The following is an 18,742-nucleotide window of genomic DNA, read 5'->3' as shown; positions in this document are numbered from 1 at the left end:
TCCGCCTTCTTTCGTGCCTGTCCCAGCGGTTCCAACCTAATTGATCACCCGGGGACGCGAGCCGTCGTGGCGCCGTCCCCCGGCGCGGCGACGGGTGCGTCCGGCCGGGCGACCGGTATGAGCGCGAGGACGGAGAGGACGAAGAAGGCGGCCGCGAAAAGGGCCGGTGTGCCCCGGCCCCAGGCGGTGGCCGCGGCCCCGCCGAGCAGGGCGCCCAGCGGGGCTCCGGCGACGCCCAGGGTGCGGAAGGCGGAGCTGACCCGGCCGAGGGCGCCGGCGGGAGCGCGCTGCTGCATCAGGGTGGTGCTGGTGACGTTCCACAGCATCCCCATGAACCCGAAGGCCGCCATGGCCGCCACCAGGGCGGTCAGGCTGGGCACGGAGCCCATGACGACGAGCGTCACGGTCTGTGCCGTACCGGCGAGCAGGATAGTGCGCACCGGGCCCAGCGCGGCCATGAGCCGCCGGTTCAGCGCACCCCCGGCCAGGCCGCCGACGGTGTACGCGGTGGTGACCGCCGCATAGCCGGCGGTGCCCGCGTGCAGCCAGCCGGTCACGAGCACGACCAGGGTGGCGATCAGGGCGCCCATGCCGATGTTGCACAACGCCGTGGCGGCGCACAGTCCGCGCAGCGGCCGGTCCTGCCACAGGGTGCGCACCCCGGCGGCGATCTCCCGGCGCAGGGTGCTGCCCGCCGGTCTCGGGGCCCGCTCGGGCGCACCGGTACGCAGGGAGGCGACCAGCGCGGCGGCCAGCAGGAAGGTGCCCGCGTCGGCCAGGAAGGGCGCGGCGGCCCCCGCGGCGAGCAGCACCGGTACGAGGGGCGCTCCGAACAGCCCGCCCGCGATCTTCTGGCCGGTCATCAGCCGGGCATTGGCACTGCCGAGAGCCTCGGGGCCGACCAGGGCGGGCAGCAGGGCGGTGGAGGCGTTGTCGAAGAGGGTCTGGAGCGTGGTCAGGGTGAAGGCCAGCGCGACGAGCAGCACGATCGAGGCGTGTCCGAGGGCCACGGCCACCGCGAAGGCGGCGACCAGCACCCCTCGTACCGTGTCCACGGTCCACATGGCGCGCCGCTGGTCGACCCGGTCGGCGATCGCCCCGCCGCACAACCCGAAGAGGATCCAGGGCAGATAGCCGCAGGCGGTCACGGAGGCAATGAGCAGGGGCCGGTCGGTCAGCGAGGCGGCGAGCAGCGGCAGGGCGGCGGTGCGCAGCGCGTCACCGAAGCGGGACAGCACGGCGGCACTCCACAGCCGCCCGAAGCCCCCGCGCCACGCGGGCGCCCGCAACTCCCCCGCCACCGTCGTCACAACTCCCCCTCGCGGTCGTCGCCTTCACGAGAACCGTAGAGGGTGCCACTGACAATCGATCGGGAGCGAGCCGCGGATACGGCTCCGGCCAGGCACCCGAGGGTGCCCGGCCGGGCTCAACGTCTAGATCTCGCCGCGCAGTTTGGCGAGTGCCTCGGCGAGGATCGCCTCGCCGTCCGCGTCGCTGCGCCGCTCCCGTACATACGCGAGGTGCGTCTTGTACGGCTCGGTGCGCGGCGGGTCCGGCGGGTTGTCCCGGTCCTGGCCGGCCGGAAAGCCACAGCGCGGGCAGTCCCAGGTGTCGGGGACCTGTGCGTCGCTGGCGAAGCTCGGCTGGGTCTCGTGCCCGTTGGAGCACCAGAAGGAGATGCGCAGCCGCGGTGCGGACTCGCCGCGCTCGGCCTCGCCCATCGGCCCCGCCCCGACCCGGCTTCCTCGGATCGCGTTGCCACTTGCCACGGTCGTAACTCCCTGCGTGATGGTGCCGCGAAGCGAGTCGGCGTACCGCTTCGCTGCGAGCGCCTCAGTCTACGTAAGGCCCAACGCGCGTCCAGTGATGGGAGTTACCGCCCCCGCGCCCAGACGCAAGCCCCATGATAGGCCGCGCTCGGGAGCGCGTACCGAACATGGGGCTCAACGTACGGAATGAGTGTGCCTGGAAGGCCGGGATCAGCTGTTCGTCTTCATCAGGATGCCGAGGACCACGATGCACGCGATCCACAGCACGCCGATCACGACGGTGATCCGGTCGAGGTTGCGCTCGGCGACCGAGGAGCCACCGACGGAGGACTGCATGCCGCCACCGAACATGTCGGAGAGACCGCCGCCCTTTCCCTTGTGCATCAGCACCAGCAGCATCAGCAGCAGGCTGAAGACGATCAGGGCGATCGAGAACCCCAAAACCACGGCTGGACCAACTTCCTCGGATTCGGATGGACGACGGGGGCACAGCACCTGGGCCGTGCCCCCGCAAGAGTACGACGTATCGCGGCTACCGCCTACTCATGGATGGCGTAGCCGACCCGTCACTGATCGCGAAAGCGCACGATCTTGACGAACTCGTCGGTGTCCAGCGAGGCGCCGCCGACCAGGGCGCCGTCGATGTCGGCCTTGGCCATGATCTCGGCGACATTGCCCGACTTCACGGAGCCGCCGTACTGGATGCGGACCTGGTCGGCCACGTCCTGGGAGTACAGCTCGGCGAGCTTGGCGCGGATGGCGGCGCAGACCTCCTGGGCGTCGTCGGCGCCGCAGACCTTGCCGGTGCCGATGGCCCACACGGGCTCGTAGGCGATCACGATCGTCTCGGCCTGCTCGGCCGGGAGGTCCTTGAGACCGCCCTCGACCTGGGCGAGGGTGTGGGCGACGTGGTTGCCCGCCTCGCGGACGTCCAGTTCCTCGCCGACGCACAGGATCGGGGTCAGGCCGTGCTTGTAGGCGGCCTTGACCTTGGCGTTGACGATCTCGTCGGTCTCGGCGTGGTACTGGCGGCGCTCGGAGTGGCCGATGACCACGTAGGCGCACTTCAGCTTGGACAGCATCGGGCCGGAGATCTCGCCGGTGTAGGCACCGGAGTCGTGCTGCGAGATGTCCTGGGCGCCGTACTTGATCTTGAGCTTGTCGCCGTCGACCAGGGTCTGTACGGAGCGCAGGTCGGTGAAGGGCGGCAGGACGGCGACCTCGACGGCCTCGTAGTCCTTGTCGGCCAGGGCGAAGGCGAGCTTCTGGACGTGGGCGATGGCCTCGAGGTGGTTGAGGTTCATCTTCCAGTTGCCCGCCATCAGCGGCGTGCGGGTGGTCATACGGGGTCAGTCCTCCAGTGCGGCGAGACCGGGAAGCGTCTTGCCCTCGAGGTATTCGAGGGAGGCGCCGCCACCGGTCGAGATGTGGCCGAATGCGTTCTCGTCGAAGCCGAGCGTGCGCACGGCCGCGGCGGAGTCACCGCCGCCGACGACGGTGAAACCGTTCGAGTCTACGAGCGCCCGGGCGACCGCCTTGGTGCCCTCGGCGTAGTCCGGGTGCTCGAAGACGCCCATGGGTCCGTTCCAGAACACGGTCTGGGCGTCGGCGAGCTTCGAGGCGTACAGCTCCCGGGTCTTCGGGCCGATGTCCAGGCCCTCCTGGTCGGCGGGGATCTTGTCCGCGTCGACGGTGTTGTACTGGCTCGGCGCCTTGGTCTTCAGGTCCGGGAACTCCCGGGAGACCAGGACGTCGACGGGGAGCAGCAGTTCCACGCCGAGCTTCTCGGCGCGCTCCATGTACTCGGTGACGGCCGGGATCTGGTCCTCCTGGAGGAGGGAGATGCCGACCTCGTAGCCCTTGGCCTTGAGGAAGGTGTAGGCCATGCCGCCGCCGATGAGCAGCCGGTCGGCCTTGCCGAGCAGCTGGTCGATGACGGCGAGCTTGTCGGAGACCTTGGCACCGCCGAGCGCGACGACGTAGGGGCGCTTGACGTCCTCGGTGAGCTTCCTCAGGACGCCGACCTCGGTGGCGATGAGGTAGCCGGCGTAGTGCGGCAGCCGGGCCGGAAGGTCGTAGACGGAGGCGTGCTTGCGATGCACGGCGCCGAAGCCGTCGCCGACGTACACATCGGCGAGGGCGGCCAGTCGGTCCGCGAACTCGCCGCGCTCGGCGTCGTCCTTGGAGGTCTCGCCGGGGTTGAAACGCAGGTTCTCGATGACGGCGACCTGGCCGGGCTGAAGGCCGTCGACGGCGTCATGGGCGGCGGGGCCGACCGTGTCCTCGGCGAAGGCGACCGGGGCGCCGAGCAGTTCACCGAGGCGCTCGGCGGCGGGCAGCAGCGAGAAGGCGGGGTCCGGGGCGCCCTTGGGGCGGCCCAGGTGCGAGGCGACGATCACCTTGGCGCCCGCGTCGGCGAGCGCCTTGACGGTGGGCAGCACGGCGCGGATGCGGCCGTCGTCGGTGATCGTCCCGTCGGCCAGCGGCACATTGAGGTCGGCGCGGACGAAGACCCGCTTGCCGCTTACGCCGTCGGCGAGAAGTTCGTCGATCGTCTTCATTGAGTGGACTCCTGAGGAGGGCTCGTGGTGCACCTTGATCGTATGAGGACGTGGTCCGTGCGCGAGACAGGGCCCGGTCAGCGCGACGGTGCGCTGGCCGAGCCCTGCTCTCATGTCACGGTCGTACTGCTGCGGTCTTCGGCGATCAGAGCTGGTTGCCGACGAAGGCCGTGAGGTCCACGAGACGGTTGGAGTAGCCCCACTCGTTGTCGTACCAGCCGATGACCTTCACGTTCTTGCCCTCCTGGACCATGGTCAGGGAGGAGTCGAAGGTGCAGGACGCCGGGGCGTTGACGATGTCCGAGGAGACGATCGGGTCCTCGGTGTAGTCGAGGAGGCCCTTCAGCTCGCCCTCGGCGGCCTTCTGGAAGGCGGCGTTGACCTCTTCCTTGGTGACCTCGCGGCTGAGTTCGACCACGAGGTCGGTGACCGAGCCGGTCGGGACCGGCACGCGCATGGCCAGGCCGTCCAGCTTGCCCTTGAGCTGCGGCAGCACCAGAGCGGTGGCCTTGGCGGCACCGGTGGTGGTCGGGATGATGTTCTCGGCGGCGGCGCGGGCGCGGCGCAGGTCCTTGTGCGGGAAGTCCAGGATGCGCTGGTCGTTGGTGTACGCGTGCACCGTGGTCATCAGACCCTTGACGATGCCGAAGTTCTCGTCCAGGACCTTCGCCATCGGGGCCACACAGTTGGTGGTGCAGGACGCGTTCGAGATGACGTGGTGGTTGGCCGCGTCGTACTTGTCCTGGTTGACGCCCATCACGATGGTGATGTCCTCGTCCTTGGCCGGAGCCGAGATGAGGACCTTCTTGGCGCCGCCGGCCAGGTGCTTGGCGGCGTCCTCGCGCTTGGTGAAGATGCCGGTCGACTCGATGACGATGTCGACGCCCAGTTCACCCCAGGGGATGTCGGCCGGGTTGCGCTCGGACAGCACCTTGATGGTGTGACCGTCGACGGTGATCGTGTCGGCGGTGTGGGAGACCTCCTGCTTGAGGCGGCCCAGGATCGTGTCGTACTTGAGCAGGTGGGCCGTGGTGGCCGTGTCACCCAGGTCGTTGACAGCCACAACCTCGATGTCCGCACCCTGCTCCAGCAGTGCGCGGAAGTAGTTACGACCGATGCGGCCGAAGCCGTTGATGCCTACGCGGATCGTCACGAACCGATCTCCTCGTGGTACGCCGGCATGCGAGCCGGCGAGCTCTGTTTGGGATGTCCCCGACCACCACCGACCCTACCTCTCCGCGACCCCCTCGGTGACATCGAGATGACGCATACATGGGCAGGCCTTCCGTACCTGGCAGTAGAGGTACGGACCGTCTCGGATCGGCAGTGGATTCACCCGTTTTTGCTATCGAATGTCGCCCCTTGTTGACGCCAATGTCACTCGTTCGTGAGCGGGTCGGCTCACCTGTTGACTACCCCGATTCCGCACCGTTGATGAGGGCTCCGCTCACCTGTGGTATGAGCACTCCGGTTCACCGGGCGCGGACAGACGAAAGCCGGTGCCGAACCCCCTCGAACGGGGGACGGCACCGGCGTGTCGGCGTGGCTCGGGTCAGCCGACCAGGTTGTCCGCCAGCTCGTCCGCCAGATTGGCCTCCGTGCCCGGGATGCCCAGATCCGACGCGCGCTTGTCGGCCATGGCCAGCAGCCGGCGGATCCGGCCCGCGACCGCGTCCTTCGTCAGCGGCGGGTCGGCGAGGGCGCCCAACTCCTCCAGCGAGGCCTGCTTGTGCTCCATGCGCAGCCGTCCCGCCGCCGCGAGATGCTCGGGCACCTCCTCGCCGAGGATCTCCAGCGCCCGCTGCACCCGCGCCCCCGCGGCCACCGCCGCGCGCGCCGAACGCCGCAGGTTCGCATCGTCGAAGTTGGCGAGCCGGTTGGCCGTGGCCCGCACCTCGCGGCGCATCCGGCGCTCCTCCCAGGCCAGCACCGACTCGTGTGCGCCGAGCCGCGTCAACAGCGCGCCGATCGCATCACCGTCCCGGACGACCACGCGGTCCACCCCGCGCACCTCCCGGGCCTTGGCGGCGATCGACAGCCTGCGGGCGGCGCCGACCAGCGCCAGCGCGGCCTCCGGGCCCGGGCAGGTCACCTCCAGGGAAGAGGAGCGGCCGGGCTCGGTCAGCGAGCCGTGCGCGAGGAACGCCCCGCGCCAGGCCGCCTCCGCGTCACAGGTGGCCCCCGAGACCACCTGCGGGGGCAGTCCGCGAATCGGCCGGCCGCGGCCGTCGACCAGGCCGGTCTGCCGGGCGAGCTGGTCCCCGCCGGCGACGACCCGGACGACATAGCGCGAGCCGCGGCGCAGTCCGCCGGGCGCCATCACGATCAGCTCCGAGCTGTGGCCGAAGATCTCCAGGATGTCCCGCTTGAGGCGGCGGGCCGCCATCGCCGTGTCCAGCTCCGCCTCGATCACGATGCGCCCGCTCACCAGGTGCAGGCCGCCGGCGAACCGCAGAACGGCGGAGACCTCCGCCTTCCTGCAACAGGTCCGGGTGACGGGTAGCCGGGAGATCTCGTCCTTCACCGCTGCCGTCATCGCCATGGGCCGATCCTTCCATGCATCCGAAAAATACGGTCGTACGCGGCGGCCAACAGCTCCGGGTCATGCCGGGGTGTTCCGTCGGTCCGGGCCACCGGGGCCAGCTCGACCGCGGCTCCCAGCCGCTTGGCGGCTTCGGTGAGCGAGTCGCGGTCGGGCACGGCGGCCTCGTCGGCCAGCACCACGTCCAGGGCGAGTTTAGGGGCGTGTCGCCCCAAAACCTCCAAATGACGCTGCGGGGAGAAGCCCTCGGTTTCCCCCGGCTGCGGAACGAGGTTCAAGGAGAGGACCTTGCGGGCCTTGGTCTCGGTCAGGGCGTCCAGCAGCTCGGGCACCAGCAGATGCGGGATCACCGAGGAGAACCAGGACCCGGGGCCGAGCACCACCCAGTCCGCGTCCAGGACCGCCGCGAGGGCCTCCGGGACGGCCGGCGGGTCGTTCGGCACCAGGTGGACGGACTGCACCTCGCCGGGCGTCAGCGCCACGGTGGCCTGCCCTCGCACGGTGTCCACGGCCTCCGGGTGCTCCGGATCATGCCCCTTGACGAGGGCCTGGAGCTCCAGCGGCACGGCCGACATGGGCAGCACCCGCCCGTGCGCGCCGAGCAGCTTGCCGACCAGGTCCAGCGCCTGGACATGGTCGCCGAGCTGCTCCCACAAGGCGACGATCAGCAGATTGCCCACCGCGTGGTCGTGCAGATCGCCCTGGGAATGGAAGCGGTGCTGGATGACGCGGGACCAGGTCTGGCCCCAGTCGTCGTCCCCACACAGCGCGGCCAGCGCCTTGCGCAGATCGCCGGGCGGCAGCACGCCCAGCTCGTCGCGCAGCCGTCCGCTGGAGCCGCCGTCGTCGGCCACGGTGACGACGGCGGTGAGATCGCCGGTGATCCGGCGCAGCGCGGCCAGCGAGGCCGACAGGCCCATGCCGCCGCCGAGCGCGACGACCTTGGGCTGTGCGCCCCGGCGGCGGGGTCGGCCCCCGCGGGCCTCGACCGGGCGGCCGGCACGGGTCTCGCCCGAGCGGCCGGAGCGCGCCTCGGGCACCATCCGGCGCAGCCGGCCCAGCCGCGGTGTACGTTCCGTCATTCCCGTCCCATGTCCCGGTGTACGACCACCGTTTCCACACCCTCGGCCGCGAGGCGCGCGGCGAGTTTCTCCGACATCGCGACCGAGCGGTGCTTGCCCCCGGTACAGCCGATCGCGATGGTCACATAGCGCTTGCCCTCACGCCGGTAGCCGGCCGCGATCAGCCGCAGCAGCTCGGCGTAGCGGTCCAGGAACTCCTTGGCGCCGGGTTGGTTGAAGACATAGGCGGCGACCTCCTCGTTCAGGCCCGTGAAGGGGCGCAGCTCCGGGACCCAGTGCGGGTTGGGCAGGAACCGCATGTCCGCGACGAGGTCGGCGTCGACCGGGAGGCCGTACTTGAACCCGAAGGACATCACGGTGGCCCGCAGTTCGGGCTCCTCCTCGCCGGCGAACTGGGCGTCCATCTTGGCCCGCAGTTCGTGCACGTTGAGGCTGGAGGTGTCGATCACCAGGTCGGCGTCGCCGCGCAGTTCGCGCAGCAGCTCCCGCTCGGCGGCGATGCCGTCCACGATGCGGCCGTCGCCCTGGAGGGGGTGCGGGCGGCGCACCGACTCGAAGCGGCGCACCAGGGCGTCGTCGGAGGACTCCAGGAAGACGATCCGCCGGGTGACGTGCTTGGCCTCCAGGTCCGCCAGGGACTCGCGCAGATTGTCGAAGAAGCGCCGGCCGCGGACGTCCACCACGACCGCGATCCGCGCCACGTTCCCCTGGGAGCGGGCGCCCAGTTCGACCATGGTGGGGATGAGGGCGGGCGGCAGGTTGTCCACGACGAACCAGCCGAGGTCCTCCAGGCACTTGGCGGCCGTCGAGCGGCCCGCTCCGGACATGCCGGAGATGATCACCAGCTCGGGGATCGCCGCTTCGGGCACCCCGGGTGCCTCGCCGCCCGTGCTCAGCTGTGCTCCGTTGTGGTCGCCCGTGTCCTGGCCGCTCTCCTGGCCGGCGGGCGGCGGGGCGGTCTGCCCGCCCGGGTCCGCGTGCGCCTGATCTCGGCGCTGTGTGGGCTGTGCGTCGTTCTCGCTCATGTCTCCTGCCCCCGTCGTTCGTCCGGGGGGCCCGCGGTCACGGGCTCCCCCGAGGAACCCGCCGTCGTCTCGGGTTCCTCGTCTTCCATGATCTCTCCGGTCGCCGTGTTCACGGCGGGTGCGGCCGGGGCCGCCTGGGCGAGGGCCGCGGCGATGGTCTCGGCCGTCTTGCGGCCTATCCCGGGCACTTCCTGGATCTGTTCGATTGTGGCGGACCGCAGCCGCTTCACCGAGCCGAAATGCTTGATGAGCGCCTGTTTCCTCGTCTCGCCGAGGCCGGGGACGTCGTCCAGGGGGCCGGCGCGGAAGCGCTTGGCGCGCTTGGTGCGCTGGTAGGTGATCGCGAACCGGTGCGCCTCGTCCCGGATGCGCTGGAGCAGATACAGACCCTCGCTGGTGCGGGGCAGCACCACGGGGTCGTCCTCGCCGGGCAGCCAGACCTCCTCCAGCCGCTTGGCCAGGCCGCACACCGCGATGTCGTCGATCCCCAGTTCGTCCAGCGCCCGCCGGGCCGCCGCGACCTGCGGCTGGCCGCCGTCCACCACGACCAGCTGGGGCGGGTAGGCGAACTTCCGGGGCCGGCCGTCGTCGTCCTTGAGGGAGCCGTTGAGGGGGGTGGCGAGGGGGTCGTCGAGAGGGTCGGGCGTGGTGGGGCCGGGCCTGGTGGTGAGGGGGGCGGGCCGCGGGGCGGTCTCCGGGGTGGCGGGCGCGAGGGACGCCGTGCCGGCGGGGGCGCCGGGGTCCGTGTCGGCCGGGGCACCGGGGTCCGTGCCGACGGGGGTGAGCGGCGGCGCGGTGCCGAGGGGCGTGGTCGGGGTGTCTTCCGGCGCGGTGCCGGCGTCGACGGGCATGGCCTCGGCGTCGGTCGGCGCGGGCCGCTCGTCCGTGAGCGGGATCCCGGTGTTCGCGGGGGCGGTTCCTTCGTCCGTCAGGGTGACGCCGGTCTCGGCGGGCACGGCCCCGTCATCCGTGCGGACGGCCTCGCCGTCGGTGCCCGGCTCCTCGCCGTCGGCCCACTCCCCCGTCCGCTCCTTCTCCGCGAGGTACCGCTTGAAGCGGCGGGTGATCACCTCGTGCATGGAGCGGACGTCGTCCTGGCCGGCGAAGCCCTTGATCTGGAAGCGGCGGTACTCGCCCTTGCGCTGGAGGCCGTCCTCGAAGACGACCATGGAGGCGACCACGTCGTCCCCCTGGAGGTGCGAGATGTCGTAGCACTCGATGCGCAGCGGGGCGCTGTCCAGGTCGAGGGCGTCGGCGATCTCCTCCAGGGCGCGCGAACGGGTCGTGAGGTCGGAGGCGCGCTTGGTCTTGTGCAGGGCGAGCGCCTGCTGGGCGTTGCGCTGCACGGTCTCCATGAGCGCCTTCTTGTCGCCACGCTGCGGGATGCGCAACGACACGTTCGACCCGCGGCGGCCGGTCAGCCATTCCTGGACCGGCTCGACCGGCTCGGGCAGCGCCGGGACCAGCACCTCCTTGGGCACGGCGTCCCCGGTCTCCTCGCCGTACAGCTGCTGGAGGGCGTGCTCGACCAGGGCACTGGTGGTGATCTCCTCGACCTTGTCGGTCACCCAGCCGCGCTGGCCGCGTACCCGGCCGCCGCGCACATGGAAGATCTGCACGGCCGCCTCCAGTTCGTCCTCGGCGACCGCGATGAGGTCGGCGTCGGTCGCGTCGGCGAGCACGACCGCGCTCTTCTCCATGGCCTTCTTCAGGGCCCCGATGTCGTCGCGCAGCCGGGCGGCCCGTTCGTACTCCATGTCCTCGGCCGCCTCCATCATCTGCTTCTCCAGGCGGCGGAGGTAGGTGCCGGTGCGGCCGGCCATGAAGTCGCAGAACTCGTCGGCCAGGTCCCGGTGGTCCTCGGGGCTGATCCGGCCGACGCACGGGGCGGAGCACTTGCCGATGTAGCCGAGCAGACAGGGGCGGCCGGTGCGGGCGGCGTTCTTGAACACGCCCGCCGAGCAGGTGCGCACCGGGAAGACCCGCAGCAGCAGGTCGACGGTGTCCCGGATGGCCCACGCGTGTCCGTACGGCCCGAAGTACCGCACGCCCTTCTTCTTGTGACCGCGCATCACCTGGACGCGTGGGAACTCCTCGTTCATCGTCACCGCGAGATAGGGGTAGCTCTTGTCGTCGCGGTACTTGACGTTGAACCGGGGGTCGTACTCCTTGATCCAGGAGTACTCCAGCTGTAGCGCCTCGACCTCGGTGGAGACCACGGTCCATTCCACGGACGCGGCGGTGGTCACCATCGTCCGGGTGCGCGGGTGCAGGTTCGCCAGGTCCTGGAAGTAGTTCGCCAGGCGCTGGCGCAGGCTTTTCGCCTTTCCGACGTAGATCACCCGGCGGTGCTCGTCGCGGAACCTGTACACCCCGGGGGTGTCCGGGATCTCACCCGGCCTGGGGCGGTAGCTGGAGGGATCGGCCATGTCTCACACCCTACTGGCGAGCGCCGACACCGCGTCGGGCCTGTGGATAACCCCGGCCACACGGCTCGTCCGGCGGGCCCTTCGCTGGTCGCCGGAGATCCCGCCCGCCGGTGCCGACGGGCCGCCGGGGGACACGGTCCGGCCAGTAGTACGGGGCGTACGACCCCAAGGTGTTGTCGGGTTCTGGTCAACACGCTTCAATGCGGGGGAACTCGGGGCCGGCACGCGCAGGAAGGGGCGCGGCGCGCGCGGCCACAGGCGTCCACGACGCCACGGGGGTGGCCCCGCACACCCGCGCAGACGGTCTGACCAGCCGTAGTGAATCCGACAGAAAGGCCCCACGGCATGCGGCATGCCCTAGAGCACGCGGATCTCCCCACCGGGGAACTGGACACGGCCCTGCGGGGCGGCCCTTTCCACGTGGCGCTGCGCGCCGCGATCGCCGCGCGCGGGCTGCCGCTTCAGCGCGTTCAGCACCATCTCTCGCGCCATGGCGTCAAAGTGGGTGTGACCAGCCTGAGTTACTGGCAGCAGGGCGCCCGCCGCCCCCAGCGCCCGGAGTCGCTGCGCGCCGTCCGCGCCCTGGAGGAGATCCTCCAGCTGCCGGACGATTCCCTGATCCGGCTGCTCGCCGAGTCCGACCCGCACGGGGAGCCCGACACTCCCGCGGGCCGCGCGTACCGCTCGCTGATCGAGGCCGCGGGCGTGCTGGACCGGCTCCGGGCCGAGCTGGACCGGCCGGCCGACAGCGGGCTGCACACCCTGGGCCACCATGAGTGCGTCCGGATCGGCGCCGGACGGGAGCTGGTGGCCCGCGAGGCCCATCACATCGTGCGGGCCCACCGCGACGGCGTCGACCGCTTCCTGGTCGTCCACCGGGGCGAGCCCGGCTGCGCCCCGCACGAGACGGGGGTGCGGCCCCTGGAGAACTGCCGCACGGGCCGTGTCCGCCGGGACCAGGATGCCGGGGTGCTGGTGGCCGAGCTGCTCTTCGACACCCGGCTACGGGCCGGCGAGACCTTCCTCTTCCGGTACGCCGTCGAGGACGGCGCCGCCGAGGCCGCCCACGAGTATCTGCACCACTTCGACGCGCCCGGCGGTCAGTACGCGCTCCAGGTGCGCTTCGACGCGGCCGCGCTGCCCGTGCGCTGCCGGCGCTTCACCCAGCACTCGCCGGAGGCCCCGCGCAGCGCCCGGCAGGAACTCCCCGTCACCGGGCCACACCACTGCGCCCATGTGGTCGAGCCGCGTATCCGGCCGGGCATCGTGGGCATCGCCTGGGAGTGGCCCCGCTGAACCTGGGGCCGGCCGGCGCAGGGGTGAATCAGGCGGCCGGGCCGGCGACGATCCTGCCGTTCTGCGTCTTCACCGACAGCTCCGTCAGGGGCTCGGTGGCCGGCGACTGGACCACCTTGCCGGTCACGGCGTCGAACTCGCTGCCGTGGCAGGGGCAGATCAGGGTGGTGCCCTGGAGCTTGTTGATCGGGCAACCCGCGTGCGTGCAGACCGTGCTGTACGCCTTCAGCGTGCCGCTCTTGTCCCGGCTGACCACCACATTGTGGTCCTTGTAGAGCTTGGCGCCGCCCTTGGCGACATCGCTCTCGGCGCCGAGGTCCACCGGCGCGCTCGGGGTGGCGGCCGATCCACTGCCCCCCGGGCCGGAGCACGCGGCCAGGCCGAGCCCGGCGACCGGGACCACGGCGGCCCCTCGAAGGACGGTACGGCGGCTCGCGGAAGGACGCGTAGGCATCTCGAACTCCACTGGTCAAGGGGTGTGGACGGCGACGATACCGGGGCTGGAATCCGGGCCTGAAGCGGGGTGCGGTGTGCGACCGCGGAGGGACGACAGCGTGCGGGAAGGCGTGTCCCGTACGGCGAAATCGAGCACGTAAACGCTTGCGCAAGCGTTTACGCGGGGTCAGCCGATGGGGTACGTTCCCGGCCGAGCACCCGTACGGCGGGTTAGGGGAAGGGGGCACGATGGCCACCATGGCGGACGTCGCGCGGAGCGCCGGAGTCTCCGTGGCGACCGTCTCCCACGTCCTGAACGGCACCCGCCCGGTCTCGCCCGGCACCCGTCGGGCCGTCCTGGACGCGGTGGACGTCCTCGGCTACACCCCCAACACCCTGGCCCGCTCCTTGGTCACCGCGCGCACCCGCTCCATCGGGCTCGCGGTGTCGGCGATCAGCAATCCGTACTTCACCGAGATCCTCCAGGGCGTCGAGGCCGCGGCCCTGGAGGCCGGTTACGGGCTGCTCCTGGCCGATCCGCACGACGACCCCCTCCAGGAGCGCAAGGTCGCGCAACTCCTCCATGAGCGCCGGGTGGACGGCATGATCGTCGCCCCGTCCGCGCAGCCGGGCGAGCTGGTCGACTACCTCGGCCGTCATGCCGTACCCACCGTGTTCCTTGACCGGCTGATCGACCCGCCCGGATCCGGCGACGGGACGGCTGCCGCAGCGACTCAGGGCGCCCCGTTCTTCGATCAGGTCTGCGCGGAAAGCACCGGGCCGATGGCCCGCCTCGTCACCCACCTCGCCGGACGGGGGCACCACAGGGTCGGCCTGATCGCCGGGCTGGCGGGGCTCAGCACGACGCGTGAGCGCGTCACGGGCTATCTGGACGGCCTCGCCGCGGCGGGCCTCGCGCACGACGACCGTCTCCTGGTGTCCGGCAACTCCGAGTCCGCCGGTGCCAAGCGGGCCACCACCGCCCTGCTCGCCCTCCCCGATCCGCCCACCGCGCTCGTCACCGCCAACAACGCGATGACCCTCGGCGCTCTGCGCGCCCTGCGCCGGCACGGCCGGTCCGTGCCCGAAGACATCGCCCTGTGCTGTTTCGACGACTTCCCCTGGGCCGATCTCTTCTCGCCCCGGCTCACCGCCATCGCCCAGCCCAGCAGGGAACTGGGCGCCCGGGCCGTACGACTGCTCCTGGAACGCCTGGCCGAGCCGGACCGGCCGTCCCGGACCGTGCGGCTGCCCTGCGCGTTCGTCCACCGCACGTCCTGCGGCTGCCCGGAGGAACCCGAGCGGCCCGAGGCAGCCGCGCACTCCACGTCGGCCGCCCTGTCCGAGATCCCGCCCGAGCCCCCGTCCGAGAAGGGAACCACCTCGTGATCGTCGTCGCCGGTGAGGCACTGATCGACCTGGTACCGCAGGGCCCCGGCGCCCTCGCGGCCCTGAAACCGGCGCCCGGCGGCGGCCCGTACAACACCGCCCTGGCTCTCGGCCGGCTCGGCTCTCCCACCGCCTTCTGTTCCCGGACGTCGTACGACGCCTTCGGCGAGGCCCTGCTCGACGGGCTGCGGCGGGCCGGGGTCGAGGTGGCGGGCGTCCAGCGCGGGCCGGAGCCGACGACCCTCGCGGTGGCCACGATCGACGGCGACGGCTCGGCGTCCTACTCCTTCCATGTCGACGGCACCGCCGACCGTCTCTTCACCGCGCCCGCCTCGCTCCCCGCGGAGACCCGCGCGGTGTCCTTCGGCACCCTGTCACTCGTCCTGGAACCGGGGGCGAGCGCCTATGAGGAGCTGATGCGCCGGGCGGCCGGGCAGGGGCTGTTCACCGCGCTCGACCCGAACATCCGGGCGGGACTGATCCCGGATGCGGACGCCTATCGGGCGCGTTTCGCGAGCTGGCTGCCCTGGGTGACGCTGCTGAAGGTGTCCGCGGAGGACGCGGCATGGTTGGGCGGGACGCCGCGCGAATGGCTGGCCGAGGGCCCGTCGGCCGTGGTGGTGACCCGGGGCGGCGAGGGTCTGACCGTGTACACCCGGGACGGCGGGGAGTGTTCCGTGCCCGGTGAGAAGGTCCATGTCGTGGACACCATCGGCGCCGGTGACACCGTGAACGCGGCGCTGTTGCACGGTCTGTCCGCCCTGGACGCGCTGTCACGGGAGGCACTGGCCGCCCTTGGGACGGAAGGCTGGGCGCGGCTGCTGCGGTTCGCGGCGCGTGCGGCGGCGATCACCTGTTCTCGGGCGGGGGCGGAGCCGCCGTACGCGGACGAGCTGGGTGGCGTGTGAGCCGTCCGTATTCCATCTGCTCTTGTCAAGGAGCGGCCGCCGGTTCGTGCGGCTGATGGTGGAACGAACGGCGCCCCGCGGGGAGTTCCCGCGGGGCGCCACTTTTCTGACCCGATGTCAGGCTTTGCTCGCCCGCGTCGTCTTCTTCGCGGGCGTCGCCTTCTTCGTGGCCGTCTTCTTCGCAGCCGTCTTCTTCGCAGCCGTCTTCTTCGTGGCCGCGGCGGCCTTCTTGGTCGCCGTGTTGTTGGCCTTGGCCGTCACCGTCTTCTTGGCCGGTGTCCTGGCCGCGGCCGTCTTCCTGGTGGTGCGCGGCGCCTTCACGGGCTCCGCGTCGCTGACCCGGTCGGCGCCGAGGACCTCGCGCAGGAACTTGCCGGTGTGGCTGGCCGGGACCCCGGCGACCTCCTCCGGCGTGCCCTCGGCGACCACCAGGCCACCGCCGGCGCCGCCCTCCGGGCCCATGTCCACGAGCCAGTCGGCGGTCTTGATCACGTCGAGGTTGTGCTCGATGACGATGACCGTGTTGCCCTTGTCGACCAGGCCGCCGAGCACCTTCAGCAGCTTGCTGATGTCCTCGAAGTGCAGACCGGTGGTCGGCTCGTCCAGCACATAGACCGTGCGTCCGGTGGAGCGCTTCTGGAGTTCGCTGGCGAGCTTCACACGCTGGGCCTCGCCGCCGGAGAGCGTGGTGGCGGACTGGCCGAGGCGGACATAGCCGAGGCCCACGTCGTGCAGCGTCTTCAGGTGGCGGGAGATCGCCGGGACCGCCTCGAAGAAGTGCATGGCCTCCTCGATCGGCATGTTCAGCACCTCGGCGATGGACTTGCCCTTGTAGTGGACCTCCAGGGTCTCCCGGTTGTACCGGGCGCCGTGGCAGACCTCGCACGGGACGTAGACGTCCGGGAGGAAGTTCATCTCGATCTTGATGGTGCCGTCGCCCGCGCAGTTCTCGCAGCGGCCGCCCTTGACGTTGAAGGAGAAGCGCCCGGGCAGGTAGCCGCGGACCTTGGCCTCGGTGGTCTCGGCGAACAGGCGGCGGACGTGGTCGAAGACGCCGGTGTAGGTCGCCGGGTTGGACCGCGGGGTGCGGCCGATCGGCGACTGGTCGACATGGACGACCTTGTCCACCAGGTCGTCGCCCGCCACGCGCGTGTGGCGGCCGGGGACGGTGCGCGCGCCGTTCAGCTCGCGCGCCAGGTGGGTGTACAGGATGTCGTTGACCAGGGTGGACTTACCGGATCCCGAGACGCCCGTGACGGCCGTGAACACACCCAGCGGGAAGGACACGTCGATGTCCTGGAGGTTGTTCTCGCGGGCGCCGTGCACGGTGAGCTGGCGCGAGGGGTCGCGGGGGCGCCTGATGTCCGGGAGCGGGATGGCCTTGCGACCGGAGAGGTAGGCGCCGGTCTGCGACTCGGTGTTGGCGAGCAGCTCCTTCAGGGAGCCGCTGTGCACCACCTTGCCGCCGTGCTCACCGGCGCCGGGGCCGATGTCCACCACCCAGTCGGCGACCTTGATGGTGTCCTCGTCGTGCTCCACGACGATGAGCGTGTTGCCCATGTCGCGCAGCCGGACCAGGGTCTCGATCAGCCGGTGGTTGTCGCGCTGGTGCAGACCGATGGAGGGTTCGTCCAGCACGTACAGCACGCCGACCAGGCCGGAGCCGATCTGGGTGGCCAGGCGGATGCGCTGGGCCTCGCCGCCGGAGAGGGTGCCGGCCGCGCGGTTGAGCGAGAGGTAGTCCAGGCCGACGTCGACCAGGAAGCGCAGTCGCTCGTTGACCTCCTTCAGCACGCGTTCGGCGATCTTCTTGTCGCGGGCGCTGAGCTTCAGCTCGCCCAGGAACTCCGCGCAGTCGCTGATGGACATCGCCGAGACCTCGGCGATCGACTTCCCCATGACGCTGACGGCGAGAACGATCGGCTTCAGGCGGGTGCCCTCGCAGGAGGGGCAGGGCACCTCGCGCATGTAGCCCTCGAAGCGCTCGCGGCTGGCGTCGCTCTCGGCCTCGCTGTGCCGGCGCTTGACGAAGGGCACCGCGCCCTCGAAGGGCGTGGTGTAGACCCGCTCGCGGCCGTACCGGTTGCGGTAGCGCACCTCGATCTGGGTCTTGTGGCCGTACAGCAGGGCCTTCTTGGCGCGCTGCGGCAGGCCCGCGAACGGAATGTCCGTACGGAAGCCGAGCGCGTCCGCGAGGGCGCCGATCAGGCGGCCGAAGTAGTCCTTGGTGTGTCCGTGCGACCAGGGGTGGATGGCGCCTTCGTCCAGGGACTTGTCGGGGTCCGGGACGATCAGTTCGGCGTCGACCTCCATGCGGGTGCCGATGCCGGTGCACTCGGGGCACGCGCCGAAGGGCGAGTTGAAGGAGAAGGAGCGCGGCTCCAGCTCCTCGAAGGACAGGTCGTCGTACGGGCAGTACAGGTGCTCCGAGTACATGCGCTCGCGCTCGGGGTCGTCCTCGGGGAGGTCCACGAAGTCGAGCACGACCATGCCGCCGGACAGGCCGAGGGCGGTCTCCACGGAGTCGGTGAGGCGACGCTTGGCGGAGTCCTTCACCGTGAGGCGGTCCACGACCACCTCGATGGTGTGCTTCTCCTGCTTCTTCAGGGTGGGCGGTTCGGACAGCTGGATGGTCTGGCCGTCCACGCGAGCGCGGGAGTAGCCCTTGGTCTGGAGGTCGGAGAAGAGATCGACGAACTCGCCCTTGCGCTCGCGCACCAGCGGCGAGAGCACCTGGAAGCGGCTCCCCTCCGACAGCTCCAGGACCTTGTCCACGATGGCCTGCGGCGACTGGCGCGTGATCGGGCGGCCGCACTCGGGGCAGTGCGGCTTGCCGATGCGTGCGAAGAGCAGCCGGAGGTAGTCGTAGACCTCGGTGATGGTGCCGACGGTCGAGCGGGGGTTGCGCGAGGTCGACTTCTGGTCGATGGAGACGGCCGGGGACAGGCCCTCGATGAAGTCGACGTCCGGCTTGTCCATCTGTCCGAGGAACTGCCGTGCGTACGAGGAAAGCGACTCCACGTAGCGTCGCTGGCCCTCGGCGAAGATCGTGTCGAAGGCCAGGGAGGACTTGCCCGACCCGGACAGGCCCGTGAAGACGATGAGCGAGTCACGAGGCAGGTCGAGCGAGACATTCTTCAGGTTGTGCTCGCGCGCGCCACGGACGATGAGACGGTCGGCCACGCCGGTCCGCACCTTTCTTGGGGGAAGTGACAGGGGCGAAGCCCCCGTGCCTCTTCACACTAGGGGGAGCCACTGACAACGCCGGTCGGATTGCTCGGTTGCATAACAACCCCCGGCCTTCCA

At 70.9% G+C, this 18,742-nt stretch carries 15 protein-coding genes; 3 read left to right on the top strand and 12 right to left on the bottom strand.

Annotation, left to right across the window (positions count from 1 at the left end):
• Positions 1–44: 44 nt before the first annotated feature.
• The 10 genes from HEP81_RS29075 to uvrC all read right to left on the bottom strand — a co-directional run bounded on the left by HEP81_RS29075 (position 45) and on the right by uvrC (position 11,408).
• Positions 45–1,310: an MFS transporter gene (locus HEP81_RS29075; RefSeq protein WP_037662721.1), complete on the bottom strand. Its 1,266-nt coding sequence runs from the start codon at positions 1,308–1,310 to the stop codon at positions 45–47.
• A 123-nt stretch (positions 1,311–1,433) separates the two neighbouring features.
• Complete coding sequence (locus HEP81_RS29070; RefSeq protein ID WP_003957010.1) at positions 1,434–1,769, bottom strand: RNA polymerase-binding protein RbpA; 336 nt, start codon at positions 1,767–1,769, stop codon at positions 1,434–1,436.
• 210 nt (positions 1,770–1,979) lie between these two features.
• On the bottom strand, positions 1,980–2,210 hold the full coding sequence (gene secG / locus HEP81_RS29065; RefSeq protein WP_037662719.1) for a preprotein translocase subunit SecG: 231 nt from the start codon (positions 2,208–2,210) through the stop codon (positions 1,980–1,982).
• Between the two features lie 125 nt (positions 2,211–2,335).
• On the bottom strand, positions 2,336–3,112 hold the full coding sequence (gene tpiA / locus HEP81_RS29060) for a triose-phosphate isomerase (RefSeq protein WP_037662718.1): 777 nt from the start codon (positions 3,110–3,112) through the stop codon (positions 2,336–2,338).
• A 6-nt stretch (positions 3,113–3,118) separates the two neighbouring features.
• Positions 3,119–4,330 carry a phosphoglycerate kinase gene (locus HEP81_RS29055; RefSeq protein ID WP_037662716.1) on the bottom strand — a complete coding sequence of 404 codons (1,212 nt, stop codon included), beginning with the start codon at positions 4,328–4,330 and terminating at the stop codon, positions 3,119–3,121.
• 145 nt (positions 4,331–4,475) lie between these two features.
• Positions 4,476–5,483, bottom strand: a complete 1,008-nt coding sequence (gene gap / locus HEP81_RS29050; RefSeq protein ID WP_037662715.1) for a type I glyceraldehyde-3-phosphate dehydrogenase — start codon at positions 5,481–5,483, stop codon at positions 4,476–4,478.
• Between the two features lie 399 nt (positions 5,484–5,882).
• On the bottom strand, positions 5,883–6,872 hold the full coding sequence (gene whiA, locus HEP81_RS29045; RefSeq protein ID WP_037662713.1) for a DNA-binding protein WhiA: 990 nt from the start codon (positions 6,870–6,872) through the stop codon (positions 5,883–5,885).
• The gene (locus tag HEP81_RS29040; protein ID WP_037662712.1) at positions 6,863–7,954 is read right to left on the bottom strand and encodes a gluconeogenesis factor YvcK family protein; all 1,092 of its coding nucleotides are present in this window, start codon (positions 7,952–7,954) and stop codon (positions 6,863–6,865) included. Before HEP81_RS29040 ends, whiA begins: the two co-directional genes overlap by 10 nt.
• Entirely contained in the window at positions 7,951–8,979 is a 1,029-nt protein-coding gene (gene rapZ / locus HEP81_RS29035; RefSeq protein WP_037662710.1) for an RNase adapter RapZ, read from the bottom strand. Before rapZ ends, HEP81_RS29040 begins: the two co-directional genes overlap by 4 nt.
• Positions 8,976–11,408, bottom strand: a complete 2,433-nt coding sequence (gene uvrC / locus HEP81_RS29030) for an excinuclease ABC subunit UvrC (protein WP_037662708.1) — start codon at positions 11,406–11,408, stop codon at positions 8,976–8,978. Before uvrC ends, rapZ begins: the two co-directional genes overlap by 4 nt.
• Positions 11,409–11,753: 345 nt before the next feature.
• Here uvrC and HEP81_RS29025 point away from each other — a divergent pair, with 345 nt between their 5' ends.
• Entirely contained in the window at positions 11,754–12,704 is a 951-nt protein-coding gene (locus tag HEP81_RS29025) for a hypothetical protein (protein ID WP_037662706.1), read from the top strand.
• A 28-nt stretch (positions 12,705–12,732) separates the two neighbouring features.
• Here the strand turns inward: HEP81_RS29025 and HEP81_RS29020 are convergent, their stop codons facing one another.
• A complete protein-coding gene (locus HEP81_RS29020) occupies positions 12,733–13,158 on the bottom strand; it encodes a Rieske (2Fe-2S) protein (RefSeq protein WP_037662735.1) in 426 nt (141 codons plus the stop codon).
• Positions 13,159–13,388: 230 nt separating this feature from the next.
• On the opposite strand from HEP81_RS29020, the gene HEP81_RS29015 reads away from it, so the two are divergent.
• Entirely contained in the window at positions 13,389–14,528 is a 1,140-nt protein-coding gene (locus tag HEP81_RS29015; RefSeq protein ID WP_051850620.1) for a LacI family DNA-binding transcriptional regulator, read from the top strand.
• On the top strand, positions 14,525–15,436 hold the full coding sequence (locus HEP81_RS29010; protein ID WP_037662704.1) for a carbohydrate kinase family protein: 912 nt from the start codon (positions 14,525–14,527) through the stop codon (positions 15,434–15,436). The genes HEP81_RS29015 and HEP81_RS29010 overlap by 4 nt, the downstream gene beginning before the upstream one ends.
• Before the next feature lie 117 nt (positions 15,437–15,553).
• Here HEP81_RS29010 and uvrA read toward each other — a convergent pair whose 3' ends face one another.
• Positions 15,554–18,619 carry an excinuclease ABC subunit UvrA gene (gene uvrA, locus HEP81_RS29005; protein WP_037662702.1) on the bottom strand — a complete coding sequence of 1,022 codons (3,066 nt, stop codon included), beginning with the start codon at positions 18,617–18,619 and terminating at the stop codon, positions 15,554–15,556.
• Between the last annotated feature and the right edge of the window lie 123 nt (positions 18,620–18,742).

It is taken from the genome of Streptomyces griseofuscus (assembly GCF_014673495.1).
Lineage (GTDB): Bacteria > Actinomycetota > Actinomycetes > Streptomycetales > Streptomycetaceae > Streptomyces > Streptomyces murinus.
The sequence above is the reverse complement of the archived record's forward strand: the minus strand, read 5'-3'. Positions and strand labels throughout refer to the sequence as shown.

Coding starts and splice junctions, on each gene's coding strand:
- rapZ (WP_037662710.1), bottom strand. CDS start 8,979: ATGAGCGAGAACGACGCACAGCCCACACAGCGCCGAGATCAGGCGCAC.
- HEP81_RS29055 (WP_037662716.1), bottom strand. CDS start 4,330: ATGAAGACGATCGACGAACTTCTCGCCGACGGCGTAAGCGGCAAGCGG.
- HEP81_RS29025 (WP_037662706.1), top strand. CDS start 11,754: ATGCGGCATGCCCTAGAGCACGCGGATCTCCCCACCGGGGAACTGGAC.
- HEP81_RS29015 (WP_051850620.1), top strand. CDS start 13,389: ATGGCCACCATGGCGGACGTCGCGCGGAGCGCCGGAGTCTCCGTGGCG.
- HEP81_RS29020 (WP_037662735.1), bottom strand. CDS start 13,158: ATGCCTACGCGTCCTTCCGCGAGCCGCCGTACCGTCCTTCGAGGGGCC.
- whiA (WP_037662713.1), bottom strand. CDS start 6,872: ATGGCGATGACGGCAGCGGTGAAGGACGAGATCTCCCGGCTACCCGTC.
- tpiA (WP_037662718.1), bottom strand. CDS start 3,112: ATGACCACCCGCACGCCGCTGATGGCGGGCAACTGGAAGATGAACCTC.
- HEP81_RS29040 (WP_037662712.1), bottom strand. CDS start 7,954: ATGACGGAACGTACACCGCGGCTGGGCCGGCTGCGCCGGATGGTGCCC.
- uvrC (WP_037662708.1), bottom strand. CDS start 11,408: ATGGCCGATCCCTCCAGCTACCGCCCCAGGCCGGGTGAGATCCCGGAC.